25 protein-coding genes are annotated in these 26,976 nt (G+C 73.0%); 7 read left to right on the top strand and 18 right to left on the bottom strand.

The annotated features are described in order from the left end of the window. Positions 1–122: 122 nt before the first annotated feature. Positions 123–1,376: a substrate-binding domain-containing protein gene (locus tag ACEZDE_RS15710; protein ID WP_380536809.1), complete on the bottom strand. Its 1,254-nt coding sequence runs from the start codon at positions 1,374–1,376 to the stop codon at positions 123–125. Between the two features lie 214 nt (positions 1,377–1,590). On the opposite strand from ACEZDE_RS15710, the gene ACEZDE_RS15705 reads away from it, so the two are divergent. Further along, the gene (locus ACEZDE_RS15705) at positions 1,591–2,406 is read left to right on the top strand and encodes a CoA transferase subunit A (RefSeq protein ID WP_380536808.1); all 816 of its coding nucleotides are present in this window, start codon (positions 1,591–1,593) and stop codon (positions 2,404–2,406) included. Positions 2,407–2,412: 6 nt separating this feature from the next. Beyond that, positions 2,413–3,075, top strand: a complete 663-nt coding sequence (locus ACEZDE_RS15700) for a 3-oxoacid CoA-transferase subunit B (RefSeq protein WP_380536806.1) — start codon at positions 2,413–2,415, stop codon at positions 3,073–3,075. Here the strand turns inward: ACEZDE_RS15700 and ACEZDE_RS15695 are convergent. After that, the gene (locus tag ACEZDE_RS15695) at positions 3,059–4,099 is read right to left on the bottom strand and encodes a thaumatin family protein (protein ID WP_380536804.1); all 1,041 of its coding nucleotides are present in this window, start codon (positions 4,097–4,099) and stop codon (positions 3,059–3,061) included. The genes ACEZDE_RS15700 and ACEZDE_RS15695 overlap by 17 nt on opposite strands. A 218-nt stretch (positions 4,100–4,317) precedes the next feature. Here ACEZDE_RS15695 and ACEZDE_RS15690 point away from each other — a divergent pair, with 218 nt between their 5' ends. Continuing rightward, positions 4,318–5,376 (top strand): magnesium and cobalt transport protein CorA, encoded by a 1,059-nt coding sequence (locus ACEZDE_RS15690; RefSeq protein ID WP_380536802.1) that lies wholly within the window; start codon positions 4,318–4,320, stop codon positions 5,374–5,376. Between the two features lie 94 nt (positions 5,377–5,470). Here ACEZDE_RS15690 and ACEZDE_RS15685 read toward each other — a convergent pair whose 3' ends face one another. The 4 genes from ACEZDE_RS15685 to ACEZDE_RS15670 all read right to left on the bottom strand — a co-directional run bounded on the left by ACEZDE_RS15685 (position 5,471) and on the right by ACEZDE_RS15670 (position 10,777). Further along, on the bottom strand, positions 5,471–7,354 hold the full coding sequence (locus ACEZDE_RS15685) for a carbohydrate binding domain-containing protein (protein ID WP_380536800.1): 1,884 nt from the start codon (positions 7,352–7,354) through the stop codon (positions 5,471–5,473). Positions 7,355–7,540: 186 nt separating this feature from the next. Next, positions 7,541–8,299, bottom strand: a complete 759-nt coding sequence (locus tag ACEZDE_RS15680) for an RNase H family protein (protein WP_380536799.1) — start codon at positions 8,297–8,299, stop codon at positions 7,541–7,543. A 76-nt stretch (positions 8,300–8,375) separates the two neighbouring features. Next, entirely contained in the window at positions 8,376–9,449 is a 1,074-nt protein-coding gene (locus ACEZDE_RS15675; RefSeq protein ID WP_380536796.1) for a dipeptidase, read from the bottom strand. Then, positions 9,446–10,777 (bottom strand): amidohydrolase family protein, encoded by a 1,332-nt coding sequence (locus ACEZDE_RS15670; RefSeq protein WP_380536794.1) that lies wholly within the window; start codon positions 10,775–10,777, stop codon positions 9,446–9,448. Before ACEZDE_RS15670 ends, ACEZDE_RS15675 begins: the two co-directional genes overlap by 4 nt. 100 nt (positions 10,778–10,877) lie before the next feature. On the opposite strand from ACEZDE_RS15670, the gene ACEZDE_RS15665 reads away from it, so the two are divergent. Then, on the top strand, positions 10,878–11,624 hold the full coding sequence (locus ACEZDE_RS15665) for an IclR family transcriptional regulator (protein ID WP_380536792.1): 747 nt from the start codon (positions 10,878–10,880) through the stop codon (positions 11,622–11,624). Continuing rightward, positions 11,621–12,568 carry an ornithine cyclodeaminase family protein gene (locus ACEZDE_RS15660; protein WP_380536789.1) on the top strand — a complete coding sequence of 316 codons (948 nt, stop codon included), beginning with the start codon at positions 11,621–11,623 and terminating at the stop codon, positions 12,566–12,568. Before ACEZDE_RS15665 ends, ACEZDE_RS15660 begins: the two co-directional genes overlap by 4 nt. A gap of 18 nt (positions 12,569–12,586) precedes the next feature. Here ACEZDE_RS15660 and ACEZDE_RS15655 read toward each other — a convergent pair whose 3' ends face one another. Genes ACEZDE_RS15655 through ACEZDE_RS15625 form a run of 7 tightly spaced genes read right to left on the bottom strand, consistent with a single transcriptional unit; the run spans position 12,587 to position 19,422 of the window. Further along, on the bottom strand, positions 12,587–13,837 hold the full coding sequence (locus ACEZDE_RS15655) for a 4-hydroxybenzoate 3-monooxygenase (protein ID WP_380536788.1): 1,251 nt from the start codon (positions 13,835–13,837) through the stop codon (positions 12,587–12,589). Next, entirely contained in the window at positions 13,834–15,066 is a 1,233-nt protein-coding gene (gene pcaDC, locus ACEZDE_RS15650; RefSeq protein WP_380536787.1) for a bifunctional 3-oxoadipate enol-lactonase/4-carboxymuconolactone decarboxylase PcaDC, read from the bottom strand. The genes ACEZDE_RS15655 and pcaDC overlap by 4 nt, the downstream gene beginning before the upstream one ends. Next, positions 15,063–16,580 carry a 3-carboxy-cis,cis-muconate cycloisomerase gene (gene pcaB, locus ACEZDE_RS15645; RefSeq protein WP_380536786.1) on the bottom strand — a complete coding sequence of 506 codons (1,518 nt, stop codon included), beginning with the start codon at positions 16,578–16,580 and terminating at the stop codon, positions 15,063–15,065. Before pcaB ends, pcaDC begins: the two co-directional genes overlap by 4 nt. Beyond that, a complete protein-coding gene (gene pcaG / locus ACEZDE_RS15640) occupies positions 16,567–17,166 on the bottom strand; it encodes a protocatechuate 3,4-dioxygenase subunit alpha (RefSeq protein ID WP_380536785.1) in 600 nt (199 codons plus the stop codon). Before pcaG ends, pcaB begins: the two co-directional genes overlap by 14 nt. An 11-nt stretch (positions 17,167–17,177) precedes the next feature. Further along, complete coding sequence (pcaH, locus tag ACEZDE_RS15635) at positions 17,178–18,002, bottom strand: protocatechuate 3,4-dioxygenase subunit beta (protein ID WP_380536783.1); 825 nt, start codon at positions 18,000–18,002, stop codon at positions 17,178–17,180. Continuing rightward, entirely contained in the window at positions 17,999–18,667 is a 669-nt protein-coding gene (locus ACEZDE_RS15630) for a CoA transferase subunit B (protein ID WP_380536782.1), read from the bottom strand. The genes pcaH and ACEZDE_RS15630 overlap by 4 nt, the downstream gene beginning before the upstream one ends. Then, positions 18,667–19,422 (bottom strand): CoA transferase subunit A, encoded by a 756-nt coding sequence (locus tag ACEZDE_RS15625; protein ID WP_380536933.1) that lies wholly within the window; start codon positions 19,420–19,422, stop codon positions 18,667–18,669. The genes ACEZDE_RS15630 and ACEZDE_RS15625 overlap by 1 nt, the downstream gene beginning before the upstream one ends. 144 nt (positions 19,423–19,566) lie before the next feature. Between ACEZDE_RS15625 and ACEZDE_RS15620 the strand changes: the two genes are divergently transcribed. Beyond that, positions 19,567–21,303, top strand: coding sequence for an IclR family transcriptional regulator domain-containing protein (locus ACEZDE_RS15620; RefSeq protein ID WP_380536780.1), 1,737 nt, complete (start codon positions 19,567–19,569; stop codon positions 21,301–21,303). A gap of 48 nt (positions 21,304–21,351) precedes the next feature. Here the strand turns inward: ACEZDE_RS15620 and ACEZDE_RS15615 are convergent, their stop codons facing one another. Next, positions 21,352–22,458 (bottom strand): GNAT family N-acetyltransferase, encoded by a 1,107-nt coding sequence (locus tag ACEZDE_RS15615; protein ID WP_380536932.1) that lies wholly within the window; start codon positions 22,456–22,458, stop codon positions 21,352–21,354. Between the two features lie 172 nt (positions 22,459–22,630). Then, entirely contained in the window at positions 22,631–23,359 is a 729-nt protein-coding gene (locus ACEZDE_RS15610; RefSeq protein WP_380536778.1) for a PRC-barrel domain-containing protein, read from the bottom strand. Positions 23,360–23,520: 161 nt separating this feature from the next. Between ACEZDE_RS15610 and ACEZDE_RS15605 the strand changes: the two genes are divergently transcribed. After that, positions 23,521–23,901: a hypothetical protein gene (locus ACEZDE_RS15605; protein ID WP_380536777.1), complete on the top strand. Its 381-nt coding sequence runs from the start codon at positions 23,521–23,523 to the stop codon at positions 23,899–23,901. Positions 23,902–23,941: 40 nt separating this feature from the next. Here the strand turns inward: ACEZDE_RS15605 and ACEZDE_RS15600 are convergent, their stop codons facing one another. From ACEZDE_RS15600 to ACEZDE_RS15590, 3 genes are all read right to left on the bottom strand, one after another. Then, a complete protein-coding gene (locus ACEZDE_RS15600; protein ID WP_380536776.1) occupies positions 23,942–25,459 on the bottom strand; it encodes a GDSL-type esterase/lipase family protein in 1,518 nt (505 codons plus the stop codon). A 121-nt stretch (positions 25,460–25,580) separates the two neighbouring features. Then, positions 25,581–25,862 (bottom strand): DUF732 domain-containing protein, encoded by a 282-nt coding sequence (locus ACEZDE_RS15595; protein WP_380536775.1) that lies wholly within the window; start codon positions 25,860–25,862, stop codon positions 25,581–25,583. Between the two features lie 204 nt (positions 25,863–26,066). Next, positions 26,067–26,963: an NAD(P)-dependent oxidoreductase gene (locus ACEZDE_RS15590; protein WP_380536774.1), complete on the bottom strand. Its 897-nt coding sequence runs from the start codon at positions 26,961–26,963 to the stop codon at positions 26,067–26,069. Between the last annotated feature and the right edge of the window lie 13 nt (positions 26,964–26,976).

Here is a 26,976-nt window from a genome sequence, read left to right as displayed (position 1 = left end):
GACCGGCAGGCCCAGCTCGCGGGCCACGTCCTCGGCGGCGAGCAGCGAGGCCGTCGCGCCGTCGTTCAGCCCAGGCCGCTCAGCCTGAGGACCGGCGGCGGCGCGCTCGGGGATGCCACAGGTCAGCCCGCCATCGTCTTCACCGGCGGCGCGGTCAGCGCGCTCGGCAGGGCCGCCGACAGCTTCGGCCGGGCAGCGGCGCCACTGCCGGTGAGGGTCGCCTGGAACATCGGCTGGAGCAGCGCATGGTCCGCGGCCCGCACCTGCTCGGAGCCCTTGGGGCCGTCGAAGGTCCACCCCTCCAGCGCCGAGACCATCGCGGCGGTGTCGGTCGGGCTGGCCTGGATCGCGTGGACGATCATCTGCGCGGCGGTGAAGCCGTCCGGGGAGAACAGGTCGGGTGTGCCGCCGGCCTTGGTGATGCCGTCGATCATCGCGGTCTCCACCGGGTTGCCGCCGCCCGCGCCCGGGAAGTAGTGCGCCAGGAAGGAGACCTTGCCGGCCGCCGCGCCGAAGATCGGGTAGGAGGCGGTCCCGGCCAGACCGGTGACCACCTTGGTGGAGCCGAGCACGCCCTGCTGGTTCAGCGCGGTCCACAGCGCGGGCGCGGTCGAGCCGGCCCAGGCCACGTAGACCAGGTCCGGCTTGGCGGCCTTGACCTGCTGCGCGAACGGGGTCAGATCGGTGGCGCTCGGCGGGGCCAGCACCGAGCTGACGGTCGCGCCGGACGGCGCCTGGCCCAGGACCGCCTTCACCGCGGCCACATTGGCCTGGCCGAACGCCGAGTCCTGACTGAGCACCAGGATCTTCTTCCCGGCCGGGCTGCCGACGAAGGACCCGGCCGCGGCGATGTCCTGGTAGCTCTCCCGGCCCGAGCGGAAGGTGTACTTGTTGATGCCGGTGACGGCGTCGGTGGCGGCGGGGCCGGAGATGTAGAGGACCTTGTTCTGCGCCGCGAGCGGGGCCAGTTGCAGCGCCACGCCGGAGTCCACGGTGCCGGCCAGGATGCTGTAGCCCTTGCCGATCAGGCCCTTGGCGTCGGCCACCGCGGTCGCCGGGTCGCCGGTGTCGTCCTGCTCGGTGACCTGGACCGGGTGCCCGTTCACCTTGCCGGTGCCGCCGGTCGCGTAGGCGAGCCCGGCCTTGAAGCCCTGCTCGTACTGCTTGCCGTAGTCGGCCAGCGGGCCGGTCCTGGAGTAGAGCAGGCCCACCTTGACCGGCGCGCTCGCCGAGCCGCCGCCGCTGCCGCTGGCCGTGCCCGCGGTGCCCGCGGTGGCGCAGCCCGCCAGCAGGGCGCCCGCACCGAGCACACAGACGGCGAGCAGGGATCTGGATCTGATGGCTGTTCCGCTGGGACGAGTCGTGGGACGTGTCATGGCCGGCTCCGTGTGGTCTGTCACTCAGGGTGGCGGGGTGGGTGGCTAAACCGTAGAAGCAGCCCCGGCGAGCGGATATGTGGGCGGATTCCGTTTCTTGGGGGCAACGCGTGGGTGGAACACACATGGACAGGCCGGGACCGGCTCGCGAGGGTGAGAACCGACTCGGGGCCGCGGCCCCGGGCGAACCTGATCCCATGGGAGGCACAGCACGATGGACAAGCTGGTGGACTCGGCGCGGGCCGCGGTCGCGGACGTTCCCGAGGGGGCGAGCCTGGCCGTGGGCGGCTTCGGACTGTGCGGCATCCCGTCGACCCTGATCGCCGCCCTGGTCGGGGCCGGTGTGTCCGGGCTGCGGGTGGTGTCCAACAACTGCGGGGTGGACGACTGGGGCCTGGGGCTGCTGCTCCGGGCCGGGCAGATCGCCCGGATGACCTCGTCCTACGTGGGCGAGAACAAGGAGTTCGCACGGCAGTACCTGTCCGGCGAGCTGGAGGTCGAGCTGACCCCGCAGGGCACCCTGGCCGAACGGCTGCGCGCGGGCGGCTGCGGCATCCCCGCCTTCTACACCCCGGCGGGCGTCGGCACCCAGATCGAGGAGGGCGGCCTGCCCTGGCGGCACACCGCGGACGGCGGTGTCGCGGTGGCCTCACCGCCCAAGCAGACCAGGGACTTCAACGGCCGCCGGTATCTGCTGGAGGAGGCGATCAGCACCGACTTCGCCCTGGTCAGGGCAGCGGTGGCGGACCGTCACGGCAACTGCGTCTTCCACGCCGCGGCCCGCAACTTCAACCCGCTGGCCGCGATGGCGGGCCGGACCACCGTGGTCGAGGCCGAACGCGTCGTGGAGGCCGGGGAGCTGCCGCCGGACGCGGTCCACCTGCCCGGCGTCTACGTCGACCGCGTGGTCGCCGCCGACCCGGCCGACCGGCGGATCGAACGCCGCACCGTACTGACGGGCGTGCTGCCCGCTGCGCCGACAGGCGAGCTGTCCGCTGCGCCGCGCACCGCCCGATCCGAGGAGAACTGAGCCCCCATGCCCCCACTGACCCGCGACCAGCTCGCCGCCCGCGCCGCCGCCGAACTGCGCGACGGACAGTACGTCAACCTCGGGATCGGGCTGCCCACCCTGGTCCCCAACCACCTGCCGCCCGGGGTGGAGGTGGTGCTGCACTCGGAGAACGGAATCCTGGGCGTCGGCCCCTACCCGTTCCCGGGCGAGGAGGACCCGGATCTGATCAACGCGGGGAAGGAGACGGTGACGCTGCGTCAGGGGGCGGCGTTCTTCGACTCCGCGGCCTCCTTCGGCATGATCCGGGCCGGCCGGGTGGACGTCACCGTCCTGGGCGCGATGCAGGTCTCGGCGACCGGGGACCTGGCCAACTGGATGATCCCCGGCAAGATGGTCAAGGGCATGGGCGGGGCGATGGACATGGTCCACGGCGCCCGGCGGGTGGTCGTGGTGATGGAGCACACCGCCAGGGACGGCAGCCCCAAGATCCTGCCCCGCTGCACCCTGCCGCTGACCGGCCGGGGCGTGGTCGACCGGATCGTCACCGACCTCGCCGTCATCGACATCACCGCTGAGGGGCCGCTGCTGGTGGAGCTGGCCCCGGGAACCACCCTGGCCCAGGTCCGGGCCGCGACCGGCACCGACCTGCTGGTCTCGGCGGAGCTGCTGGTCAGCCAGGGGGGCTGACGCCCCAGGTGATCCGGTAGTCGCACTCCCCCGAGCAGGTCAGCACACTGGTCGCGTCGTCGTCGACATAGGAGTAGGCGAACGGCTCGGCCTTCTTGAAGACGGCGGCGGAGTCGATCGGCCAGGTCGAGGGGACGCAGGCGGAGCGGGCGGCGTAGGCGCCGGTGCAGCAGGCCTGGTCGGTGCCGAGGACCAGGCAGGCGCTCAGGCAGGCCACCACCGCGCCGTCGTGGGTCCGCTGCATCGCCTTGGGGCAGAGCGCGTTGGCGTCCCGGGTGCAGCCGGACGCGGCGCAGCCTCGGGCGTCGATCGGGTCGGCGCCCCGGCCGCCGGAGTTGTTGATCCACATCGGCAGGTTGTTTCCCTCGACCAGGCTGACGTCGTAGAAGTCCATGCCGTTCCAGGCGTTGAGGTTGAACTCGGCCAGGGTGGAGGGGAACTGACCCCAGGTCCGGCCGCACTGGAAGTGCCCGGCGCAGTCGCCGGTCACGCAGTGGCCGTTGCCCGCCGCGTCGAAGGAGCAGCCGGTGCGGGCCCAGACCCGGACGTCCCAGTGGTCCGGGATCGGAAAGCTCAGGCTGGCACCGGGCGCGAGCACCCAGCCGGTGGCAGCAACCGGGTGGGTCGGGTCGGCGGCGATGGCGGGCCAGATGGTCTGGCTCAGCCGGTTGACCAGCGTCAGCGTCCGCTTGCCCGACGCGGGGACGGCCTGCGCCGCGGCGGTGCTCCGGGCGGCGGTGCCGGACGGGCGGACGCTCTCCGTCGCCGAACTGCGGGGCTTCGCGGAGCGGGTGCTCGGGCCGGGGTCGGGGCGGGCGGTGCTGGAGCCGGTGCTGGCACTGGTGGCTGCGGCTCCGGTGGCTCCCGTGCCGGCCGCGGCCCCGGCCGTCAACGGTCCGTCAGCCGCGCCGTACTGCCGTGCCTGCACCAGCAGCACCCCGGCCACCACCGCGAGGCAGGCGACCAGCACGACCAGGACGATCCGCCCGCGCCCACGGGCCCGCCCCAGCTTCCGAGTCCCCATCCCATGTCTCCCGACCGCATACGCGCGCACTCTCTCCGGCTGCTCCGTACAGGGGACGGCCCCCCGGAGGCCGGATCACAGAAAACCGGGGGCGCGTACCACCCGGACAACCCGCCCCGGCCGGGGGTCCGGCCTCGCGGTTAACCTTGCGGGCGCGGGAAAGGTGCCCATGGTCCGGCCGGGCACCGAGTGAGGGGAGCGACAGGGTGAGAATGGTCATGCGGCGCAGCCTTCGGCACAAGCTCCGCTCCGTGGCGCCGCTGCCACCGGAGTCGGGGCGGTCCGCAGTGGTGGACTGCGCGGTGTACGACCGCGGCAGGCGGCTGCCCGGCCAGGTGAACCTGAACCGGGTGCTGGACCAGGTCGGCTCCCGCAAGCAGCGCTTCGCCTGGATCGGCCTGTACGAGCCGAGCGCCGAGCAGTTCGCCCGGATCGCGGCCGCGTTCCGGCTGCACCCGCTCGCGGTCGAGGACGCCGTCCACGCGCACCAGCGGCCCAAGCTGGAGCGTTACGGCGACACCCTGTTCCTGGTGCTCAAGAGCATCACCTACCTCGACCACGACGACCTGACCGCGAGCAGCGAGATCGTCGACACCGGTGAGATCATGGTCTTCGCCGGGCCGGGCTTCGCGATCGTGGTCCGCCACGGCAGCGCCCCGGCGCTGGGCGCGATGCGGGCCCGTCTCGAAGCCGAGCCGGACCACCTCGCGCACGGTCCGCTGGCCGTCCTGCACGCCATCGCCGACCTGGTCGTGGACCGCTACCTGGAGGCGGCGGACTCCTTCGAGCTGGACATCGAGAAGCTGGAGACCGAGGTCTTCTCACGCCGCCGCACCGACGACGCCGAGCGGATCTACCAGCTCAAGCGCGAGCTGCTGGAGTTCAAGCGCGCGGTCCAGCCGCTGAGCACCCCGCTCCAGCGGCTGTGCGACGGCTCGCTGCCCGAGGTCGGCGACGAGGTGCGCGCCTACCTGCGGGACGTCGCCGACCACCACCTCCAGGCCAAGGAGCGGATCGCCGCCTTCGACGAACTGGTCACCGGCATCCTGGACGCCAGCATGGCCAAGATATCCATGCAGCAGAACTCCGACATGCGGAAGATCAGCGCCGGGGCGGCCCTGATCGCGGTGCCGACCATGGTGGTCGGGATCTACGGCATGAACTTCGACCACATGCCCGAACTGCACTGGCGCTACGGCTATCCGGCCTGCCTGCTGGTGATGCTGGTGCTGGTCGCGGTGATCTACCGGGCGCTGCGCCGCAACAAGTGGCTGTGACCGGCCGTGCTCCCGTCCGTGCTCCCCGCCGGGGGAAGGGGCGGGGAGCACGGGGGCCGACCGTCGCTGACTCGGGGTCAGGGCAGCGGCGGGGTCAGGGCAGCGGCGTCGGCGCGGCCAGGTAGGACTGGGTGCGGGTGACCCAGTAGTCGTAGTCGCTGGGCGTGCTCTGGTAGCTGCCCACCATCTCCGGCACCCCGTAGGTCCCGGAGCCGGTGCCCGCGCCGAACAGGATCGCCACGATCCCGTCCGCCGCCGCCTCGGGCAGGTGCGAGCCCCAGTTGACGGTGCTTCCGCTGACGGTCACCTTGGGGTCCGCGCCCGGGTTGCTGCTGTAGAAGGCGAGGTTGTTGCCGCTGCTGGTGAACGAGTCGCCGTAGAAGAAGGTGGCCGCCGAGTCCTCGTCCTGGTTGGCCGAGACGTCGTTCAGGGCCGGGAACGTGCCGCTGGCGTTCCAGTAGGTCGGGCTGGGCGTACGGGTGGTGTTGAGGTGGCCGGCCGGCAGCTGCCAGAGGACGGCCGGCAGGCCGAGCGACTGGCGGATGGTCTTCACATAGAGCAGGTAGTTGCTCCAGTGGGCGTCGTTCAGGTAGCGGATGTCACCGGCCGGATTGGGGTCGTTCAGGACGCCGAAGTCCTGCCCCCACTGGTCGAAGGCGACGAAGTCGGCGTCGTAGCCGATGCCCGCGGTCTTGATGAAGTTCGCCACCTGGGTCGCGACGTTGGCGACCGACTGCTGTCCGGCGGTCCAGCCCATGGTGTCGGTGTCCTTGAGGGCGTCACGGACCCCCCAGGTGTTGATCTGCCAGCCGACGAAGGCGGTGGGATCGTACTTCTTGATCGCGTAGTCGATCGCCTGCACCAGGCCGGTGAGGGTGTTGCCGAAGGCCGGGTCGCTGCCGCCGGCCAGCACCCCGGAGGAGTACGCGGCGCTGGTGGCGGCCGGGAACTGGTTGGCGTCGTTGTTGTGCGCGGCGGCGTAGTTCTGCTGCAGGTAGCCGAGCATGTCCGGCTCGATCACCCAGCCGACCGGCTTGCCCGGCGCGGCGGCCTGCGCGGCCTGGGCAGCCGACTTGAGCGCCTGGAAGTAGGTGGTCAGCCAGCTGGCGCTCTGCATGTTGGTGTAGTCGACGCTGGTGCCGTCGATGTTGCCGTTCATGCCGTAGTCGACCAGGACCGGCGTCATCCCGAACTGCTCGGAGTGGGTGACCATGGTGGTCGTAGTCGCGGCCCAGTTCCCGAAGTCGCCGCCGATCAGGTACTCGTAGCCGTAGTCCGGCAGCTTGCCGTGCGACTTGAGCGTGGTGAAGAAGGAGTCGACGGTGCTGCCGGGGGTGTAGACGGTGCCGATCGACAGGTAGCCGGGGTGCCAGGGGGCGGTCCCGCCGGTGCTGGTCGGGGTGGGCGTGGGGGTCGGCGTCGGAGTCGGGGTCGGTGTGGGCGTCGGCGTGGGGGTCTGGGTGGGCGGCGGGGTCGAGCCTCCGCCCGGTCCGGTGAGTACCACGTCGTCGGCGGTGTAGCTGCCCTGCCCGTACCAGCCGTGCAGGTAGACGGTGATCGACGTGGTCGTCGCCCCGGTCGTGAACGTCGTGGACAACTGCTGCCAACTCGTGGCCGAAGGCGTCCAGGTGGAGGTGCCGCCGGTGGCCCCGAGGTAGACGTAGGGGCCCTCGACGTACGCCGACAGGGTGTAGCTCGCATTGGGCTGCACCGCGACGGTCTGCGTGCACTGGGCGTCGAGCGAGGCGGTCGGCAGCGCGGAGAGCGCGTGTGCGCCGGCGTGCACCGGGGAGCCGACCACGGAGGCCGTGCCGGGGTCGCAGGTCCAGCCGGACAGGGTGCCGGTCTCGAAGCCCGGATTGGTGATCAGATTGGTGGTGGCGGCACTGGCGGTGCGCCCCAGAGCGGTGAATCCGAGCGGGACGAGGGCGACGGCGACGAGAGCGGCGACCGCTCGGTTCCTCTTGCGTCTGTGCACGGTGGGACCTCCTGGCGGGGCGTCTCGACGATCGGCGCGCACGACAGCGTCAGCTATGTACCTGACAAAGCGGGCGTTTCGAACGATGACGCAGACCTGTCGGCCCGTCAAGGGTCTAGACCACGGGTTGAGGTGCCGCTAGGGATCTCTTGAGGAAGACAGGCCGTCCTTGTCGCCGAAGCGCCGTCAGCCGCCGGTGCCGGTGGGCGCGCAGTGCGGGTGGCCCCAGCCCGCGCCGACCTTGGTGATCTGGTCGCCCTTGCCGTAGCCACGACCGCACCCCGGGCAGGTCCCCGGGTAGCGGGCGGAGATGGTCCGCGGGCCCCCGGACCCGGCTGGCTTCCTCGCCGCCCCCGACTCCTTCGCCGCCGTGCCGGAGTCGGACGCCGCGCCCGGGGACGCCGCTGACGTGCCCGTGCCGGAGGCCTTGCGCGCGCGGGCGGGGGCGGTGCGGGTCGGGTCGGGCGCGGGCAGGTCCGCGCCGGTGCCGGAGGCGGCCTGCTGGGTGCGGGCCGCGTCGCTGGCGGCCTTGTCGGCGATGGCGTTGAGGGGGTCGCCGTCCACCTGGTGCGCGGGCACGTACACAAAGGTCACGTCCCGGTCCGCCAGTAGCTCGTCGATCCGCTGGATCAGCTCGCGGTTGGCCACCGGCTTTCCGGCCGCGGTCTTCCAGCCGTTGCGCTTCCAGGCGTGCAGCCACTTGGTCGCGGCGTCGCGGGTGTAGGTGCTGTCGAGGCGCACCTCCAGCGGAACGGCCGGGTCCGTCACGGTCAGCAGCTGCTCAAGGGCGGTCAGCTCACCGATGTTGTTGGTGCTGTGCCCGAGCGGCCCCGCCCGCCAGAACTGGGGCGCCCCGGTGCTGTCCGCGACCACGAAAGCCCATGCCGCCGGACCAGGGTTGCCCTTGGCGGCGCCGTCACATGCTGCGATGACTCGTTCGACCATGCACTGAATCATGGCAGAGCATCACCGCAGGGTCCGACCACGGTCAGGGTCGCCAGAGGTCAGAGCCGCCAGATGGTCAGGGCCGCCAGATCCGCTCGGCGTAGGACAGGAAGTTCCGGCCCATGATCTTCTCGATCCGCTCCGAACCGTACCCGCGCTGTTCGAGCAGCCGGATCAGCTCGCGGAACTGGTCCACCCCGCGCAGGTCCACCACGAACGGGAAGGTGTCGCTGCGCTCCCCCGCCGCGCTGACGCCGGCCTGCTGGCGCAGTGCCACATGCTCGGCCAGGGTGGCCCGGTAGGCGTCCAGGTCGTCGATCGCGGTGACCGGGCCGTCCGTCCCGATCCCGACCTGGTCCTCGCCGCAGACGTTCACCGCGTGCACGATGTGCTCCACCACGTCGGCGGCGCTGGCATGGCCGCTGATGTTGAGGAAGGGCATGAAGTAGATCCCGACGAAGCCGCCGCGCGAGGCGACCAGGCGCAGTTCCTCGTCGGTCTTGTTGCGCGGCAGGTCGGCCAGCGCCCGGCAGCCGGTGTGGTTGATCGAGACCGGCTGCTCGGAGATCCGGGCGGCCTCCAGGCAGGTGTCCTCCCCGCTGTGGGAGAGGTCGACCATCAGCCGGCTGTCGTTCAGGCCCGCCACGACCTCCCGGCCGAAGGCGGTCAGACCCCGGTTCTCCGGCGCCATCGAGCCGTCGCCGATGTGGTTGGCCTGGTTGTAGGTGAGCTGGACCACGCGCACGCCGAGCCGGTCGAAGGTCGCGATCCGGCTCAGGTCGTCGCCGATCGCCACCGCGTTCTGGAAGCCGTAGACGACGCCGATCCGGCCCTGCTCCCGGGCCAGCCGCAGATCCGCCGCGGTGCGCACCTTGAGCAGCTCCGCGCCGTGGTCGCGGATGATCCCGTCCCAGACCTCGATCTCGTGCAGGGTGTGCTGGAACGGCTCCATGTCGCCCATGGTGTAGCCGAGGGTGATGTTCACCGCGGTCAGCCCGGAGGCCCGCGCGTCGGCCAGGGTACGGGCGTCGACGGTCAGTTCGTCGCTGTCCTGGACCAGCTTCCCGGCCGAGGCCGAGGACAGCTCCGCGTTGGGGTTGTCCAGCGTCCCCAGCGCGTTGATGATCATCATGTCGGTCGCGCCGCTCATCCCTCGGACCGCCCCTTCGCGTCGTGCTCGGCCTGGTAGTCGGCCCGCTCGAAGCGCCGGCCGCGCTTGACGGTGCATTCGATACTGCGCAGGTTGTCGATGTCGGCCAGCGGATCCCGGGCCAGCACGGCGAAGTTGGCGAGCTTGCCGCTCTCGACCGTGCCCATCGCCGCCTCCGCGCCCATGCTCATCGCGCCGACCAGGGTCGCGCTGCGGATCACCTGCTCGGCGGGGATGCCGCAGCGGCGGACCAGATAGGTCAGCTCGTCGAAGAGTGCCGGATAGGGGTGCTCGGGCTCGGTCTCGTAGTCGGTGCCGGTCGAGATCGGCACACCCGCCCGGTACGCCTGGGCGGTGAGCCGGGCGGAGAGGCCGTCCTGGAGCCTGGCCCTGGCCCGGCCCGCGTCGTCCTCGGCCTGCTCCTCCATCCAGACCCACATGCAGGCGGTGGCATCCAGGACGGTGCCGTGCTCCAGCATCGACTGGAACAGGGCTCCGAGTCGGGCGTCGTCGCCGCCCTCGGCGAACCGGGCGTAGTCGATCGGCGGTTTGTCCTTGTAGCTGGTCAGCGGCTGCTCCGCGGCCTCGTGGACCAGCAGGGTGACATGGGACACCGCGTCGACTCCGGCCGCGACGACCTCACCGGGGCCGGCCGGGAAGACCGCGCCGTGCGCCCACACCTGGATGCCCTGCCGCCGCGCCTCGGCGGCGATCGCGGCGACCAGGCTGCCGGGCAGGTCCGCGTAGACCTTGATCGCGGTGGCGTGCGTCCCCCGGGCCAGGGCGACCGCGAGCGACAGGTCGGTCTGCTCGGTCACCGCCTGCATCCAGGGCACCGTGCCGGGGATCTCGCCCTGCGACACCTGCCAGGTGCGCGGGTCGTCGAAGAAGTCGGGGCCCGCCATCAGCGCCGCGTAGTGGATGTCGGGCCCGGGGATCTCGCCGACCCTGGTTGCGCGGGCGAGGTCGCCCACCTGACGCAGGTCGTCGGCCATGTCCCGGATCGCGGTGACGCCGCTGTAGACGTGGCGGCGCAGCACGGACTCGGCCAGGGCCCGGTTCGGGGGCGTGGCCAGGTGCTGGTGCGAGTCGATCAGGCCGGGGACGACGAACCGTCCGCCCAGCTCGAAGACCTCGGCGCCGGGGACGTCGGGCACCTCCGCGTCCGGCCCCACCGTCCGGATGGTCTGCCCGGCGACCACGATCGTGGTCGCCGGGCGCGCGGGGCCGCCGGTGCCGTCGAGCAGGGTCGCGCCGCGGTAGACCGCGAGCGCGCCGGCCGCGGGGGCGGAAAAGGGAGTCGGAGCTCCGGTGTCGTCGTGGCCCATCGATTCCACCCCTCTGTTACAGTAGGCGTAACATCTGTTGTACTGGAAGCAACGATGCTACCGTACATCATCCGACGGACTGCGAGGAGGGATTCCAGGGATGTCGAGGCCGCCGAGTTCCGCAGTCGACAAGGCGCTGGATCTGATCGAGGCGGTGGCCAGGGCCGACCGCCCGCTGCGGCTGACCGAGCTGGCCGACGCGACCGGGCTGCACCGCGCCACCGCCTACCGGGTGCTGCTGGACCTGCTCCGCCGCGGCTGGGTGCTGCGGACCGGGGACCGCTATCTCCCGGGCGCCGCAGTGCTGCAGCTGTCCCGCAGGGCCGCGGCCAACTCCCTGGTCGCGCTGTGCCGTCCGGTGCTGGAGGCGCTCTGCGAGCGGACCGGGATGATGGTCAACCTTCAGGTGCTGGAGGCCGACCGGTCCCGGGTGATCGACGTGGTCCGTCCGCAGCGGCTGGAGATGATCACCGACCTGCTCGGCGAGGGCCTCCCGGTGCACCGCTTCGCCGGGCCGCTCGCCCTGGTCGCGCTCCTGCCCCCGCACGAGCGCGACCCCTATCTGCGGCTGGCCGAGGAGGCCGGCCATCCGCTGTCCGGGATCGAGGGCCTGCTCGCCGACCTGCTCCAGGTCGAGCGGACCGGCTTCGCCCTGGAGCACGGCCGCAACGAGAAGCCGGTGGCCTCGGTGAGCCGGGCGGTCGCCTCCGCGGACGGCGTCCCCATCTGCGCGCTCACCGTGGTCGGGCTCGACGCCGAGTTCGCCGAACCCCGGCTGCACCAACTGAAACAGCAACTCCAGGACGCGACAGCGGAGTTGCAGGACGCGCTCGGCGGTGGCGGATGAGCGGCGGCGTGCTGGTCCTCGACGGCGCGCAGACCCGGGCCGCGCTCGACCCGGGCCGAGTGCTGGCCACCGTCGGCGACGCGCTGGTGGCGGTCTCCCGCGGCCAGGTATCGGCCCCGCCGCGGATCGCGGCAGTGGCCCCGGCCGGGCTGCTCGGCGCCATGCCCGCACACGTCCCCGGGCTCGGCCTCGCCGCCAAGCTGGTATCGGTGTTCGCCGATCCGGCCCGCCCCGGCCGAAGTTCGCACCGCGGCGTGGTGGCGCTGTTCGACGAGCAGGACGGACGGCTGCTCGCGCTGATGGACGCCGAGGCGGTCACCGCCGTCCGCACCGCCGCGGTCGCCACCCGCGGCATGCTGGCGCTGGCCCGTCCACGGCCCTCCCGGATCGCCGTGGTCGGCGCCGGGGCCCAGGCCGCGGCCCAGGTCGCGCTGCTGGCCGCGGTGCGGCCCGACCTCCCGGTGGTCGTCGGCGCCCGGGATCTCCGCCGGGCCGAGGAGACAGCCGCTCGGCACCCGCACGCCACCGCGGACACCATCGAGGCGGCAGTACGCGGCTCCGAGGTCGTCCTCTGCTGCACCGGCGCCCGCACGCCGGTGGTCGAGGCGGGCTGGCTCGCCGAGGGCGCGCACATCAGCTCGGTCGGCGGCTCGTCCGGGCCCGAGCTGGGCCCGGACGTGGTCCGGGACGGCACGCTGTTCGTCGAGTGGGAGGGCGCGGTGTCGTGCGCTCCGCCTGCCGGAGCACACGAGTTGCAGGGCCTGTCGCCCGAGCGGGCCACCCTGCTCGGGGCGGTGCTCGACGGCCGACACCCGGGCCGCCGCGACACGTCCGAGCTGACCGTGTTCAAGTCCACCGGCCATGCCGCGCTCGACGTCGCAGCCGCCGCGGTGGTCCACGCCACCGCGCGCGAGCGGGGGTTGGGCAGCAGCGTCGATCTCTGAGCAGGTCCCTGTGCTCTTTCAGCCGATCGGGAGTCCGGCGTAGTTCTCCGCGAGTTCCGCCGACGCCTGCGGTGAGGCTGCGATCCGGTCCAACTGCGAGAGCTGCAGGCGGGTTTCGAACTCGCTCTGGTCCGGGTCGGTGTGCAGCATGGTGGTCATCGACCAGGAGAAGTGCTCGGCCCGCCACACCCGGCGCAGGCAGGTGTCCGAGTAGGCGTCCAGCAGCGCCGTCGAGCCGTCGGCGGCCTGCGCCGCGAACGCACGGGCCAGTACGACCACGTCGGAGGCGGCCAGGTTCAGCCCCTTCGCACCGGTCGGCGGGACGATGTGCGCCGCGTCGCCGGCCAGCAGCACCCGGCCCCAGCGCATCGGCTCGGTGACGAGGCTGCGCATCGGCAGCACGGCCTTCTGGGTCACCGGTCCGCGGTTCAGCGTCCAGCCGCCGTCCCGCGCGAAGCGGGCGTCCAACGCGAAGCGGGCGTCCAGTTCGTCCCAGATCCGCTGGTCGGGCCAGTCCGCCGGGTCGGTGCCGTTGGGCACCTGCAGGTAGAGCCGACTGACCGTGGGCGAGCGCATGCTGTGAAGGGCGAAGCCGCGCGGCGAGTGGGCGTAGATCAGCTCGTCGCTGGACGGCGGGACGTCGGCCAGCATGCCCAGCCAGGAGTAGGGGTAGACCTTCTCAAGGGTGCGCAGCACTCCGTCCGGCACCGCACGGCGGGTGACCCCGTAAAAGCCGTCGCAGCCGACCACCCAGTCGCAGACCAGGGTGCGGTCCCGGCCGCCGTGGGTGTAGTGGATCACCGGCCGCTCCTGGTGCGCGCCGGTGACCTGCCGCACCTCGGCGTCAAACAGCAGCGGCGGACCGTCGTGGAGCTGAAGCGCGATCAGGTCCTTGACCACTTCGGTCTGGGCGTAGACCCAGACCCGGCGGCCACCGGTCAGGGAGGGGAAGTCGATCCGGTGGCGGCGGCCGTCCCAGCGGAGTTCGACCCCGTCGTGCACCAGGCCCTCGCGCTCCAGCCGCGTGGCCGCTCCACAGCCGCGCAGTGCGTCGACGGTGCCCTGCTCCAGGATCCCGGCCCGCTGGCGCTGCTCGACATAGGCCCGGTCCCGGCTCTCCAGCACCACGCAGTCGACACCGGCCCGGTGCAGCAGCCGGGCCAGCAGCAGACCGGCGGGGCCGCCGCCGACGATGCCGACGGTGCTGCGGGCGGGGACGGCCTGGGCGGCGTGGTCGGCGGGGTCTGCGGGCTCTGCGGCACGGGTCATCGGTTGGTCCCCTCCTCGGCGAGGACGCGGTCGGCGACGGCGAAGGCACTGTTCGCGGCCGGGACGCCGCAGTAGATCGCGGACTGCAGCAGCACTTCGCCGATCTCCTCGGGGGAGAGTCCGTTGCGGCGCGCGGCGCGGACGTGCAGGGCCAGTTCGTCGAGGTGGCCCCGGGCGACCAGCGCGGTCAGCGTGATGCAGCTCCGGGTGCGGCGGTCCAGGCCGGGACGGGTCCAGATCTCTCCCCAGGCGTAACGGGTGATCAGATCCTGGAACGGCGCGGTGAATCCGGAGGCGCTCGCGACCGCGCGATCCACATGCGCGTCGCCGAGGACGGCGCGGCGGACGGCGGTGCCCGCGGCGTGGCCATCGGCGGCGGTGGTGCCGGTGCCGGTGCCCGTGGTAGCGGCGGCGGTCGTGCGGCTGCTGCCACCGGGCCCGTCCAGGTGGGTGAGCAGGGCGGCGAGGACCTGCTCCGGTTTCTCGGCCGGGGCGAGGTGGGCTGCGGTCGGGATCTCGACCAGGGCGGCGCCGGGGATGCCGTCGGCGAGCTCCCGGGCGTGCGCGGGCGGAGTCGCCAGGTCCTGGCGTCCGGCCACGACGAGGGAGTTCGTTTGGATCTTCGACAGCTCGTCCCGCAGGTCGAACCCGGCCAGAGCGTCACAGCAGGCGGCGTAGCCGACGGGGTCGGCGGTGCGGTGATCCTGAACCAGCGCAGCTCCGAGGGGCGTCCCGGCGAAGCCGCCGCCGGAACCGGGAGCCGCCCCCACGGTGAACCAGCGGGTCGGGGCGGTGTCCGCCAGGGCGTCGAGGCCGTCGGCGCGGACTGCGGTGGCGCGGTCGCGCCAGGCTGCCGGGTCGCCGAAGCGGGCGGAGGAGCAGACAACGGCCAGCGAGCAGACCCGGTCCGGGTGGTGCAGCGCCAGCCAGGTGCCGACGGCGCCGCCGAGCGAGATTCCGGCGTAGTCGAAGCGCTCGACGCCGAGTTGGTCGGCGAGCGCCAGCACGAGTCCGCCGAGGTCCGCGACCGTGGTGCGGCCCGGAGCGGGGTCCGGGAGGACGGATGCGGGTGTGCCGCCGTGACCGGGCAGGTCCCAGCGGATCACCCTCCTGCTCCGGGCCAGGGCCGGAACCAGCCCGTCCCAGACCCGCAGGCTGGTCCCCAGGGAGGGCCCGAGCAGCAGCGGGGCCGCGTCAAGCGGGCCGTCAATGCGGTGATGCAACGTCATGTCCACTCCTTGGCACGGCGGGTGAGCGCCCGATCGGTAAGGGCGGCAGCCGCCCCGAGATAGCGCCCGGGGTCGAGCAACTCGCGCAACTCGCCGACGGCGAGTCCCCCAGCGCACGGCCGGAAGCCACGGCCTCCGGCCCCGGCCCCGGCCCCGGCTCCGGCTCCAGCTCCGGCCTCGGCTCCGGCCCCGGCCCCACCTCCGAGCAAGTCGGCCAACGCGGGCTCGGCAGTGAGGGCCTGTTCCAGCGGGACACTGGCCGCCGCCGCGGCCCCCGCGGCTCGGGTCAGTACCCGCCGCGCCTCCTGACGCCCCAGCAGCGGCTCCAACGCCGTGACCAAACGCTCGGAGACGACCAAACCCTCGGTGAGATCGAGGTTCGCCCGCATCCGGCGGTCCCGCACCCGCAGACCCGCGACGAGTTCCGCCGCGTCCCGTGCGGCCCCGCCGGTCAGGCGCAGTGCCTGCCGCAGTGGCTGCCACTCGGCGTGCCAGGCTCCGGCCGGACGCTCGTCCTCGGCCACCATCGAGGCCAGCAGGACCGCTGCGAGCTGCGGCAACTGCCTCGCTGCCGCGGCGATCAGGGTGGCCAGGACCGGGTTGGCCTTGTGCGGCATCGCCGACGAACCACCGCCGCCACCGCTCCCCCCAACCCCACCACCCCCGCCCTCCGCCAACTCCGCAATCTCAGTGCGGGCGAGCAGCAGCACATCTGCGGCGATCTTCCCCAGCGCACCCCCAGCCAGGGCCAGCGCAGCGCCCAGGTCGGCGACCGGGGTGCGCAGCACATGCCACGGCAGCAGCGCTTCGGACAGCCCTACCTCGGCGGCGAACCGTGCGGACAGCGGCAGCGCCTCCTCCCCGAACGCAGCCAATGTTCCTGCCGCACCTCCGAGTTGAGCGGGCAGAACGACCCTGGCGAGCCGGTCCCGGGCGTCCAGGACCAGTTGGCGCCAGCCGGCCGCCTTGAGCCCGAAGGTGGTGGGGACCGCGTGCTGGGTGAGGGTGCGCCCCGGCATCGGGGTGTCCCGGTGTTCGGCGGCGAGCCGGGCCAGCGCCGCCGCCGTCCGGTCGAGGTCGGCGAGGATCAGCACCCGGGCGCGTCCGGCCAGCAGCATCAGCGCGGTGTCCAGGATGTCCTGGCTGGTCGCGCCCCGGTGCACCTGGTCGGCCGCAGCGTCACCGCCGCTGCCGCGCCGTACCTGCGCGGTGAGGTCGGCGACCAGCGGGATCACCGGGTTGCCGCCCTCCCAGGCGCGCAGCGCCAGCGAGCGGACGTCGTAGCGCTCGGCCCGCGCCGCCGCGGTGACCGCGACGGCGGCCTCGGCCGGGACCAGGCCCAGCCCGGCCTGAGCGCGGGTCAACGCGGCCTCGGCGTCCAGCAGCACCTGGAGCAGTGCACGGTCGCCGGTGGCCGCCTCGACGGCCGAACCGGCCCAACCGGGCGTGAGCAGCCCGAGATCCTCGGACGGCAGTTCGGAGAGCGACTCAGGCGGATTCTCATCGGAACTCAAGGAAGACCGTCTCCTCATCGGCTCCGCCCTGGAGCCTGAGATCGAAGCGATAGCGGCCCGCGCGTTCCTCCACCGCGAGCAGCGTGGCGCGCCGCTCCGCCGGGAGCGAGCTGAGCAGGGCATCGTCGGCGACCACGCCGGAGGCCGTTCCCGGCAGGTACACCCGGGTCTGCAACTGGTGCAGCAGACCGCGTGCGAACAGCACCACCGCCAGGTACGGGGCATCGTCGGCCGGGGGCAGGGTGCGCAGCACATAGCGCCCGTCGGCGTCGGTGGGGACCCGGCCGAAGCCGGTGAAGTCCACCCCGTCACGACCGAGCACCGCGCCGGTCACCGGGTCGCGGCGGAGCGATCCGGGCGCTCCGGCCCGTGAACCGTCCGGACCGGCCTGCCAGAACTCCAGCAGCGCGTCCGGGATCGGCTCCCCCGCACCGTCCAGCACCCGTCCGTGCACGGTGACGGTCCGGGGGTCCCCGGTCGGCGCGACCTCGCCGCCGCCCGCGAACGGGAGGGCGTAGCCGTAGAAGGGGCCGATGGTCTGCGCCGGTGTGGCGTCGAGCCGGACCGGCCCGGGGGAGGTGGTCATAGGGGTAACGGTCACGAGGCCTGCTCCTCCTCTGCTGCACTGTCCGGCTCGGTCCAGGTGGCCGACGGGCCGTCGAGGACGATGTCGAAGCTGTAGCCGAGGGACCACTCCGGCTGGGAGAGGTCGTGGACGTACGCGGCGACCAGCCGTTCCCTCGCCGCCGGGTCGGTGACCGACTGCAGGATCGGGTCGTAGCGGAACAGCGGGTCGCCCGGGAAGTACATCTGGGTGATCAGCCGCTGGGTGAAGGCGGTTCCGAACAGCGAGAAGTGGATGTGCGCGGGCCGCCAGGCGTTGCGGTGGTTCCGCCACGGGTACGCGCCCGGCTTGATCGTGGTGAACCGGTAGCCGCCCTGATTATCCGTCAGGGTGCGTCCCACGCCGGTGAAATGGGGGTCAAGCGGGGCCGGGTGCTGGTCCCGCTGGTGCGCGTACCGGCCGGAGGCGTTGGCCTGCCAGATCTCCACGAGCTGGCCCCGCACCGGACGGCCGTGCCGGTCCAGCACCCGCCCGGTGACGGTGATCCGCTCGCCCTGCGGCTCGCCCTGGTGCTGCCGGGTGAGGTCGCTGTCCAGGTCGGTGACGTCGGTGCGGCCGAAGACCGGGCCGGTCAGCTCGACCGCCTCGGGGTCCCGCAGCGCCACCAGCGGCTGCCGCGGATGCCTCAACGCGCTGCTCCGGTAGGGGGTGTAGGAGCGCGAGGGGTGCACCCGACCGCCGCCGGGCACGCCTGCGGCTGTGGTCTCCGCCTCCGCCGCCACTGCTGCTGCCGCAGCCGCCGCCGCGATCTCCGCGTCGATGGCGCCCTGGTCCGGAACCGCGTCCGTCGCACTCATCGCGCCTCCAGGACTCTGGCCGCAGTACGGGCCCGCAGCTCCTCCGCGCTGACGCCGGGGGCGAGTTCGACCAACCGCAACCCGCCCTCGCCGCCGTCCCCATCGGTGGCGTCGCCCTCCCCCATGACGTCGAGCACGCCCAGGTCGGTGATGATCCGGTGGACGCAGGCCCGCCCGGTGAGCGGCAGCGAGCACTCCTCCAGGATCTTCGGGCTGCCGTCCCGCGCGGTGTGCTCCATCAGCACGATCACCCGGCGGGCGCCGTGCACCAGGTCCATCGCACCGCCCATGCCCTTGACCGTCCGGCCGGGGACCATCCAGTTGGCCAGGTCGCCGCGTGCGGAGACCTGCATCGCACCGAGCACGGCGGCGTCGATGTGGCCGCCGCGGATCATCCCGAACGAGGCGGCCGAGTCGAAGAAGGATGCGCCGGGGTTGACCGTGACCGTCTCCTTCCCGGCGTTGATCAGATCCGGGTCAAGCTCGGCCTCGGTCGGGTAGGGGCCGACGCCGAGGATGCCGTTCTCCGAGTGAAGTACCACATCAACGCCCGGGGGAAGGAAGTTGGGGATCAGCGTCGGCAGTCCTATGCCGAGGTTGACATACGAGCCGTCGGTCAGCTCGCGGGCCGCACGCGCGGCCATCTGGTTGCGGGTCCAGGGCATCAGCCGGTCACCGTCCGCTTCTCCACGCCCTTGTCCACGGCCTGACTTGGGGTCAGTTCGACCACGCGCTGCACGAAGACGCCGGGGATGTGCACCTGGTCGGGGTCGATCTCGCCGGGCTCGACCAACTGCTCGACCTCGGCGACGGTGATCCGCCCGGCCGCCGCGGCGAGCGGGTTGAAGTTGCGGGCGGCCCGGTGCAGCACCAGGTTCCCGTGCCGGTCGCCGCGGGCCGCACGGATCAGGGCGTAGTCGGTGGTGATGCCGCGCTCCAGGACGTGGTCACGCCCGTCGTAGCGGCGCACCTCCTTGGCCGGGGACGCCACCGCGACCGTGCCGTCCGGGTGGTAGCGCCAGGGCAGCCCGCCCTCGGCGACCAGCGTGCCGACCCCGGCCGGGGTGAAGAACGCGGGGATTCCGGCGCCTCCGGCACGCAGTCGCTCGGCCAGCGTGCCCTGCGGGGTCAGCTCCAACTCCAGCTCCCCGGACAGGTACTGGCGGGCGAACTCGCGGTTTTCACCGACGTACGAGCCGGTGACCCGGGCGATGCGTCCGGCCGCGAGCAGGATGCCGAGGCCGCCGCCGTCCACGCCGCAGTTGTTGGAGACCACGCCGAGCCGGCTCGCGCCCTGCCGGAACAGGGCCTCGATCAGCACCTCGGGCACGCCGCTGAGGCCGAAGCCGCCGACCGCCAGCGACGATCCGTCGCCGATGTCGGCGACGGCCTCGTCGGCCGAGCTGACCACCTTGTCCATGGGTTGTCGTCCCATCGGTTCGCCTGGTGAACTAATGTTCACAATGAATGTCGGCAGAGTCTCCGTCCCGGATCTCCGCTTGTCAACGCCCGGCGACCCGGCGACAGCCCGGTACGGTTCCTCCCAGCACACAGACAGAGAGCGATGCCCCAGATGCCGCCCACCTCCGCCGACGCGTCGGTCGGCCCGCTGGACCGCGGGCTGGCAGTGCTGCGCGCACTCGCCCACGCCCCCGGCGGACGGATGCGGGCCAGTGACCTGGCTCGCGCCACCGGCCTGGCCCGCTCCCCGGTAGACCGGATCGCCACCACCCTGGTCCGCCTCGGCTACCTGCGCGAGGAGGACCGCGAGCTGGTGCTCGCGCCCCGGCTGATCCGGCTGGGCAGCGCCTACCTGCGCAGCAGCGGCCTCCCCGGCGCGCTGGCCGGGCATACCGTCCTACTGGCCGACGAGCTGGACGAGTCGGTGTCGCTCGCCGTCCCCGACCGGGACGCGGTCCGCTTCGTCACCCAGGCCACCCGCCGCCGCGCCCTGTCCGTGTCCTTCCGGATCGGCGACGCGCTGCCGGCCGAACGCTGCGCACCCGGTGCGATCTTCGCCTCCGGCTGGGACGGCGAGCAGTGGGCCGCCTGGTCGGCCCGGCACCGGGCCGACCCCGAGGACGCCGGGTTCCCGGCCGTACCGGGACGGCGACCCGGCGGGGCGGGCGGGTCAGACGGGTCCGGCCAGGAGAGCGCGGACGGCGGGGACCGTATCGGGGGGGAGTTCCCGCGCCGTGCCGCCGAGGCCGCCGAGCGGGGCTGGGCTGTGGACGACCAGCTGATCGAACCGGGCCTGGTCGCCGTCGCGGTCCCGGTTCGCGACCGGGCCGGGCGGCTGCTCGCCGCGCTCAGCGCGGTCAGCCACACCAGCCGCCATTCGGCCGACTCGCTACGCGACTACGCCCTGCCCGCACTGCTGCGGACTGCGGAGCGGATGACGGAGGCCCTGGCCGAGGAGACGGCTGCGCCGCCGTCGGAGCGGGACGGGACGACGGCCGCGCCGACCCTGTCGCAGGACCCCTCGCGGGACACCTCGCTGGACCCCAAGCGCGAGCTCGGCCCCGAGTACCTGCAGTCGCTGGCCCGTGGCCTGGCCGTGCTCGCCGCGCTCGGCGACCTGCCCGGCGGGATGACCCTGTCCGCCGTGGCCCAGGCCACCGCGCTGCCCCGGGCCACCGCCCGGCGCTCGCTGCTGACGCTGCAACAACTCGGCTACGTCACCGCCGACGAGCGGCTGTTCAGCCCGCTGCCGCAGGTGCTCGACCTCGGTTACCCGCTGCTCTCCGCGCTCCCGCTCGGCGAACTGGCGCAGCCGCATCTCGCCGCGCTGGTCCGCCGGGTGCACGACTCCGCCTCGGTCGCCGTCCTGGACCGGGACGACATCCGCTACGTCGGGCGGGTCGCGGCCGGGCGGATCATGAGCGTCAGCATCGCCGTGGGCACCCGCTTCCCCGCGCACGCCACCGCGATGGGCCGGGTGCTGCTGGCCGGCCTGTCTGCCTCCGAACGCCAGGCCTGGCTGGAACGGGCCGAGTTGAAGCAGCTGACCGACGCCACTGTCACCGACCGGGCCCAGCTCGCGGCCGAACTCGACCGGACCGCCCGGGACGGGTTCGCCCTGGTCGACCAGGAGTTGGAGGAGGGCCTGCGCTCAATCGCGGTCCCACTCCACGGACGGGACGGACGGGTGCTCGCCGCGGCGAACGTCTCGCTGCACGCGGGGCGGACCTCGCTCCAGGAGGCCAGGGAGACGATCCTCCCCGCCCTGCGCGAGGCCGCGGCGGCGATCACCGCCGACATCGCCCTGGTCTCCGACAGTTCACCACTCGCCCTGGACTGACATGCCGTCAATCCACTGACACAGGAGCTGTTGTCCCGCCGCGGCGGGTCAGCAGCAGCCGCGCAGCGCGCCGTAGCGGCGGAGGGTGGCGCGGGTTCCGCTGCGCAGCCGGGGGCGGGAGGTGATGAAGTCCCGGGCCGCCGACCCAGCGCTATCGCGCGCCAGGCAGGCCATCGCGGTGATCCCGGGACGCCACAACAGCCCGTGTGGGAGCGCGAGTTGACTGGTCATCAGGGCCTGCTTGTACTCCTGGTCGCCCTCGCCCAGATCGACGGTGGCGATGCCCAGATCCGCTGCTGACTCGATGATCCGACCGAGCAGGACGGTGCCCGGCGAGTGGGCCGCGTGCCGCTGGTTGTAGCCGGTGACGCAGCAGGCCATCGTGTTCTGCGAGCGCAGGGTGAGCGCGACGGCGGCCGGTTCGTCGCCCAGGTAGAGGACCGAGACCGCACCGGTGCAGCCCGGCGACCGCAGTTCGGCCAGCGACCGGGCGAGGTCGGCGCCGCGCGCGGCGGCCAGCGGGTCGGTCCAGCCGCTGGCCCGGTACTGGGCGTTCTTCCAGTGCAGCATGACCTCCAGGAGCCGTGGGTCCCGCTCCTCGAAGACGTAGCGCACCGGGGCGTCGTCGTCCCGGGCGAGGCGGCGCTCGTGCTTGCGCACGGTGCGCAGCGAGGCGGGGGCGTGTCGGCGCAGGTGGGCCAGATGGGCCTGGTAACCGGCACTGAGGTCGATCACGGGGTTGGGCGCGTGGCCGAGCAGCCGGGTTCCGGGCGGCGGCGGCCCGGTCAGCGGTCCGGCTCCGGGGTCGGCCTGGACCAGCCGCCACACCGCGAGACCACAGGCCCTGAGCAGCTGGTGGCAGTCCGGCACGGGCAAGCCCGGTTCGATGGGCAGCCCGCCCACGTCCGTGAAGCCCTTGCCGATGACCTCGCCGACGACGCCGCGGCGTCCGCGCGGCTCGAACGCCAGCCATCCGTGCAGGTCACCATCCCTCAGCACGGCGATCCTGGCCTCGGGCCTGACCCGACCGACCGCCGTGGCGAAGTCGGGCGACAGCACCGGGTGGACCGGACGGCCGCCCTCGGCCAGCGCGCGGCGCCAACGCGCGGCCTCGGCCTCACCGAGCGCGGAAGCGGGCAGCAGCTCGACATCCATCACTGCGCCCTCCTCTCGCTTCGGCTTCGGCTTCGGCCACAGGCTTTCCCGGCCGCAGGCTCCCGGCCCGCACCGACCGCTGCCACCAGGTTTCCACCTACCCGCCCCACGCGCGTCCCGGGACCTCTGGCTGATCCACGTGCGAGCGTCCGCGCAACTGCGCAGAGGCCCGTCACAGGGCGACGTCGACCGGCGGGAGATCGCCCAGCTCCGCCTTGGACAGGTCGACCAGTACGCTGCCGCCCACGTAGCTGACCGTACCGATCGGGACAGCCACGGTCTTCTTTCCCCACAGGTGCCCCTCCTGCAGGAGAACGTGGGTGACCCCGTGGTCCCTGGGGTCGATCACCAGACCCTGGACCCGGCCGATCTCGCCGTCGGTGGCCTCGACCCGCTCGCCCCTGCGGATCTGCACCTCGCCGCTGGGCACCCGGTCGTACGTCGTCGCCCGCGGACCGCCGGGGGCCGCGGCGACTCCCGGGGCGCCCATCCCGATCGCCCCGGTCACTGCACCCGGGCCCAGGCCGTAGTACGGCCACACGATGATCTGTTCCGGACCGTAGCCGAGGTGCTCCTCACCGGCGGGCAGGAAGCCGGTCTCCTCGGCCGGTTCCAGCGCCTCGAACGCGATCCGGTCGCAGCGCAGCCGCAGCTCCCCGGCGCCGTCCCAGTGGCTGCCGTGGCCCGCGCGGTCCGCACCGCCCCCGCGGCCCGCGCCGGTTTCGTCCACCAGTTCGACTGGCACCAGTCGGCGCGTGCCGTGGCCGGGGTCGACCACCAGGTGGGTGAGCCGGCCCGCCACCGGGTCGACCACCACCCGGTCCATCCGCCCGCACGGGCCGTCCGTGCAGCGGACCTCGGCCCCGATGGCGTACCGCGTCTCCGCTCCGGTGTCGCTCATGCGCCCGTCCTTCCTGCTCAGGTCACTACCGCCCGCATAGTTCGCCTTCCCTCTCACCAGCCTCCGACACGCACGCCCGGACGTAACCTGGAACGACGGACCGACGAACCAAGAACGACGGCACCACAGGTGACCGCCTCCGTACAGGAGGGACCGCGTCCATGAACGACCACAGCCCCGACCCCGGGCAGAGCCCCGGGACACCTTCCGAGCAGCGGCCCGACCCGCCGCGCACACCCGTCCGAAACAGCAGTTCCAGGGCGCTGATCCTCGGCGCGGTCCACAGCGGGGGCATGGCCGAGCTGACCCGCATCCTGCTGCACGCCCGCGGTGGCGACCAGGCCGCCGCCGACACGACCATCGGCGAGCTGGTGCGCGCTCTGCCGGACACCGGCTGGCTCGCCGCGTACGACCTGCTGCACTACGCCGACGTCCCGGAGGGCACCCGGGTCGGCGACCTCACCCCGATGCAGCGCGGCGCACTGTCCAACGCCCTGTCCCGACGGGACGGCCTCCGCACCGCCGGAAGGACCGCCGACTGACGCCACAGCCCAGCGGCCCGGCCCGGCTCGGCGCCCCGGCTCAGGGGCTGGACGTCCCGGTCGGGCTCGCGGCGGACGACGGAGCTGACGGTGCAGACGGAGCCGACGACGCCGACGACGTCGGCTCCGGGTTGCCCGCGAAGCCGGGCAGGGTGTCCAGGGCTCGCTGGTCCGCCAGGGCGATGGCGAGGTCGCCCGCCGCCGTGGGGTGCAGCGGCGCCTGGTCCGCCGTGTTCTGGACGTACGGCTGGTCGCTGCACAGCTGGTGGCCGGTGAAGTCCGGCATGGCGGAGGCGAAGTGGAAGGTCTGCGCGCCCTGCTGGAGCACGGTGTTGACGTCGGCCAGGCGCGAGCGCAGCACCGCTGTCTTCGCTGTGGTCAGCCCCTCCTTCTTCAGGCAGTCGGTGTTCGGCCCGAACGGCTCGTAGTAAGCGTTCACCAACACCGCCGGGTGCCGCGGCAGCGTGGCGAGCTGCTGCAGCAGGTCGTAGTAGTTCTGGGTGAAGGTCGCCAGCTGCTCCTGGAAGTAGGCGGTCGAGGCCTTGTCGTCGCAGACCGGGGCCGCGGCGCACAGGCCGGTCAACACCGACCAGTTCATGTCATTGGCGCCGATGCTCACGATGTACGCGGCGGCGCCGGTCGCCCGCTGGGCCACCGCGAGCTGCGGCGCGGCCACCTGGCTCCCCCGGATCTGCACGCCCACGATCCCGTCGCCGATGGTCGCCCCCTGGCAGGCCAGGTTCAGCACGTTCCAGCCGTTGACCGCGGCCAGGTCGGCGGCGTACGAGTCCGCGCTGCGCCCGCAGGCCTTGTCCAGCGCGGTGGCGTGGGCGACCGGGCGGTTGCCGAGGCCCGCCGCCGTGGAGTCGCCCAGGACCACCACTTTCACCCCGGACAGGGCCGGTCCCTTCTCGGTCGGCACCGGCTCCGCGAGGGTGCGTCCGACCAGGTCGTCGATGCTCCGGACCTGCCGCAGCGCCCGCGGCGTGCTGGAGGCCAGCAGGTAGACGCCGACGGCGTTGACCGCGCAGACGCCGACCACCCCCACCGCGAGCAGCTTCAGCACGGTGCGGCCGTGCGCCCGGCGCACTCCGGCGGCGGCGATCACGATCACCGCCGCGCAGCCGGCCGCGATCACCGTCTCCCAGACGCAGTACCGGATCCAGCCGGAGGCCAGCTGCCGACTGACCGTCAGTTCGAGACTGTCCCGGCCGCCCGCCCCCACCATCTGGTTCACCTGGGAGTCGATGGTGATCTGAGCCAGTTTCAGCCGCGGCCGGATCGGCCCGTCGAAGCGCGGCCTGGTCGGCATCGCCTGCCCGAACAGGTCCAACTCCCCCGGCCCGGACAGGCTCAGATCCGGCTGCACCGCGCCGACCTGGATACTCTGCCCGGCCGCTGAGACCGACTGCACCGGGGTGATCCGCACCGCGAGCCAGATCGACACCGCGCAGAGCAGCGCCAGCAGGACCACCCCGACCAGCCCGACCCGGCCCCACCGCAGCCCGCGTGCCCACCCCCGGCTCGACCCTCGCCCCCACCACGACGACACCCGCATCCGTCTCCTCACCGGCCCGCGCACCTCGCGCACCTGCCCCGGGGCCCCTACCCCGATTCGCCGGGCCGCTCTCGTCCGGTGCCGCCGGACGGGTGTCGGTGCGTGCGCTGTCCGGAGCGGTTCAGCTCTTCGGCGGGGTGCTCAGCCAGGCGCGGTACGCGGCGAGGGTGTCCGGGCACAGCACCTGGACCGCGATCTGCTCCACCGCGGCCTCGTCCCCGGCCGAGTAGCCGTCGGACTTCAGCGCCGAGTAGGCGGCGTCCGGCTTTCCGGACCGCAGCGTGCCGCAGGCGGCGTCCCCGTCGTCGGCGATCTGGGTGTCGGAACGCGAGGTGTGCTTGCCCGGGAGCGGCGCCAGCGCGGCACGCACCTGGGTGACGAACGAGGACTCCTTCGCGCTCAAGGAGCGCTTCGGCACCGCGCCGTCGCTGCCCGAACAACCGACCAATACGGCAACACAGGCCCCCAGCAACGCAGTTGCCCACACAACCTGCCCGCTCCTGTACCCGACCATGCTTCCCCCTGAACTCGTCCGTCTTCGCCATCGGCGCCAACCGCCGAAGGCTACCGCTTCCGAATCAACCACAGGGGCACGGGGCTTCGCGGGTCAGCGGTCCCGGTCCCGGAGCAGGGTCCCTGCCTGTTCCTCCAGCAAGGCGACCGCCAGGAGTTCGCCGTCTGCTGGGCCGTAGCGGGTCAGGGCGGCGTGGTGGAGGGCGCGGACTGCCTCGGTGATGGTGTGCGGGGTGCCGAGGTCGCGGGCCAGGGCGGTGGTGGTCGCGAGTTGCTCGTGGATGTGGTCGAGGCCGAACGAGGCCAGGTAGTCCCCGGCGAACAGCGACGGCAGGTCGCGGTGGATGAAGGCGCTGCTCGCCGCGCTGTCGGCGAGGGTGCGGCGGAGTACGCCGGGGTCGATCCCGGCCCGCTGGCCGAGCAGCAGGGCCTCGGCGGTGGCCGCCGCCTGGCCGAACCACAGCAGGTTGACCAGCAGCTTGGCGGTGTAGCCGGTGCCGGGGCCGCCGAGGTGGGCGATCCGGTCCGGGTCGGCGACCGCCGACAGCAGCGGCCGGAGCCGTTCCAGCAGTGCGGCGTCCCCGCCGACGAACAGCCGCAGCGTGCCCGCCGCCGCGTCGTCGGGGCCGCCGCCGATCGGCGCTTCGAGGACCTCGACGCCCCGGGTCAGCGCCCGTTCCCGGATCGGCGCCGCCGCGCCGGGCGCGTTGCTGGACATGTCGATCCAGACCGCGCCCGCGCCCAGCGCGTCCAGGACCGCGTCGTCCATCACCTCCGCGACCTCGGCGGCGCCGGGCAGCACGGTGATCAGCACGTCCGCGGCCCCGGCGGTCTCCGCCGCCGAGGAGCGCCAGTCCGCGCCGCTGCGACGTGCGGCCCGTTCACGCTCGGGTCGCACGTCGCAGGCGGTCACCGGGTAGCCGGCGCTCACGAGGTTGGCGCAGATGGGCGTACCCATCCGGCCGGTTCCGACCAGTCCGATCCGCAGCACCAGCGGATCGTAG

Source organism: Streptacidiphilus cavernicola (assembly GCF_042510955.1).
GTDB classification, from domain to species: domain Bacteria; phylum Actinomycetota; class Actinomycetes; order Streptomycetales; family Streptomycetaceae; genus Streptacidiphilus; species Streptacidiphilus cavernicola.
The sequence above is the reverse complement of the archived record's forward strand: the minus strand, read 5'-3'. Positions and strand labels throughout refer to the sequence as shown.

Coding starts and splice junctions, on each gene's coding strand:
- ACEZDE_RS15710 (WP_380536809.1), bottom strand. CDS start 1,376: ATGACACGTCCCACGACTCGTCCCAGCGGAACAGCCATCAGATCCAGA.
- ACEZDE_RS15705 (WP_380536808.1), top strand. CDS start 1,591: ATGGACAAGCTGGTGGACTCGGCGCGGGCCGCGGTCGCGGACGTTCCC.
- ACEZDE_RS15700 (WP_380536806.1), top strand. CDS start 2,413: ATGCCCCCACTGACCCGCGACCAGCTCGCCGCCCGCGCCGCCGCCGAA.
- ACEZDE_RS15695 (WP_380536804.1), bottom strand. CDS start 4,099: ATGGGGACTCGGAAGCTGGGGCGGGCCCGTGGGCGCGGGCGGATCGTC.
- ACEZDE_RS15690 (WP_380536802.1), top strand. CDS start 4,318: ATGCGGCGCAGCCTTCGGCACAAGCTCCGCTCCGTGGCGCCGCTGCCA.
- ACEZDE_RS15680 (WP_380536799.1), bottom strand. CDS start 8,299: ATGGTCGAACGAGTCATCGCAGCATGTGACGGCGCCGCCAAGGGCAAC.
- ACEZDE_RS15675 (WP_380536796.1), bottom strand. CDS start 9,449: ATGAGCGGCGCGACCGACATGATGATCATCAACGCGCTGGGGACGCTG.
- ACEZDE_RS15670 (WP_380536794.1), bottom strand. CDS start 10,777: ATGGGCCACGACGACACCGGAGCTCCGACTCCCTTTTCCGCCCCCGCG.
- ACEZDE_RS15665 (WP_380536792.1), top strand. CDS start 10,878: ATGTCGAGGCCGCCGAGTTCCGCAGTCGACAAGGCGCTGGATCTGATC.
- ACEZDE_RS15660 (WP_380536789.1), top strand. CDS start 11,621: ATGAGCGGCGGCGTGCTGGTCCTCGACGGCGCGCAGACCCGGGCCGCG.
- ACEZDE_RS15655 (WP_380536788.1), bottom strand. CDS start 13,837: ATGACCCGTGCCGCAGAGCCCGCAGACCCCGCCGACCACGCCGCCCAG.
- pcaDC (WP_380536787.1), bottom strand. CDS start 15,066: ATGACGTTGCATCACCGCATTGACGGCCCGCTTGACGCGGCCCCGCTG.
- pcaG (WP_380536785.1), bottom strand. CDS start 17,166: ATGACCACCTCCCCCGGGCCGGTCCGGCTCGACGCCACACCGGCGCAG.
- pcaH (WP_380536783.1), bottom strand. CDS start 18,002: ATGAGTGCGACGGACGCGGTTCCGGACCAGGGCGCCATCGACGCGGAG.
- ACEZDE_RS15630 (WP_380536782.1), bottom strand. CDS start 18,667: ATGCCCTGGACCCGCAACCAGATGGCCGCGCGTGCGGCCCGCGAGCTG.
- ACEZDE_RS15625 (WP_380536933.1), bottom strand. CDS start 19,422: ATGGACAAGGTGGTCAGCTCGGCCGACGAGGCCGTCGCCGACATCGGC.
- ACEZDE_RS15620 (WP_380536780.1), top strand. CDS start 19,567: ATGCCCCAGATGCCGCCCACCTCCGCCGACGCGTCGGTCGGCCCGCTG.
- ACEZDE_RS15615 (WP_380536932.1), bottom strand. CDS start 22,458: ATGGATGTCGAGCTGCTGCCCGCTTCCGCGCTCGGTGAGGCCGAGGCC.
- ACEZDE_RS15610 (WP_380536778.1), bottom strand. CDS start 23,359: ATGAGCGACACCGGAGCGGAGACGCGGTACGCCATCGGGGCCGAGGTC.
- ACEZDE_RS15605 (WP_380536777.1), top strand. CDS start 23,521: ATGAACGACCACAGCCCCGACCCCGGGCAGAGCCCCGGGACACCTTCC.
- ACEZDE_RS15600 (WP_380536776.1), bottom strand. CDS start 25,459: ATGCGGGTGTCGTCGTGGTGGGGGCGAGGGTCGAGCCGGGGGTGGGCA.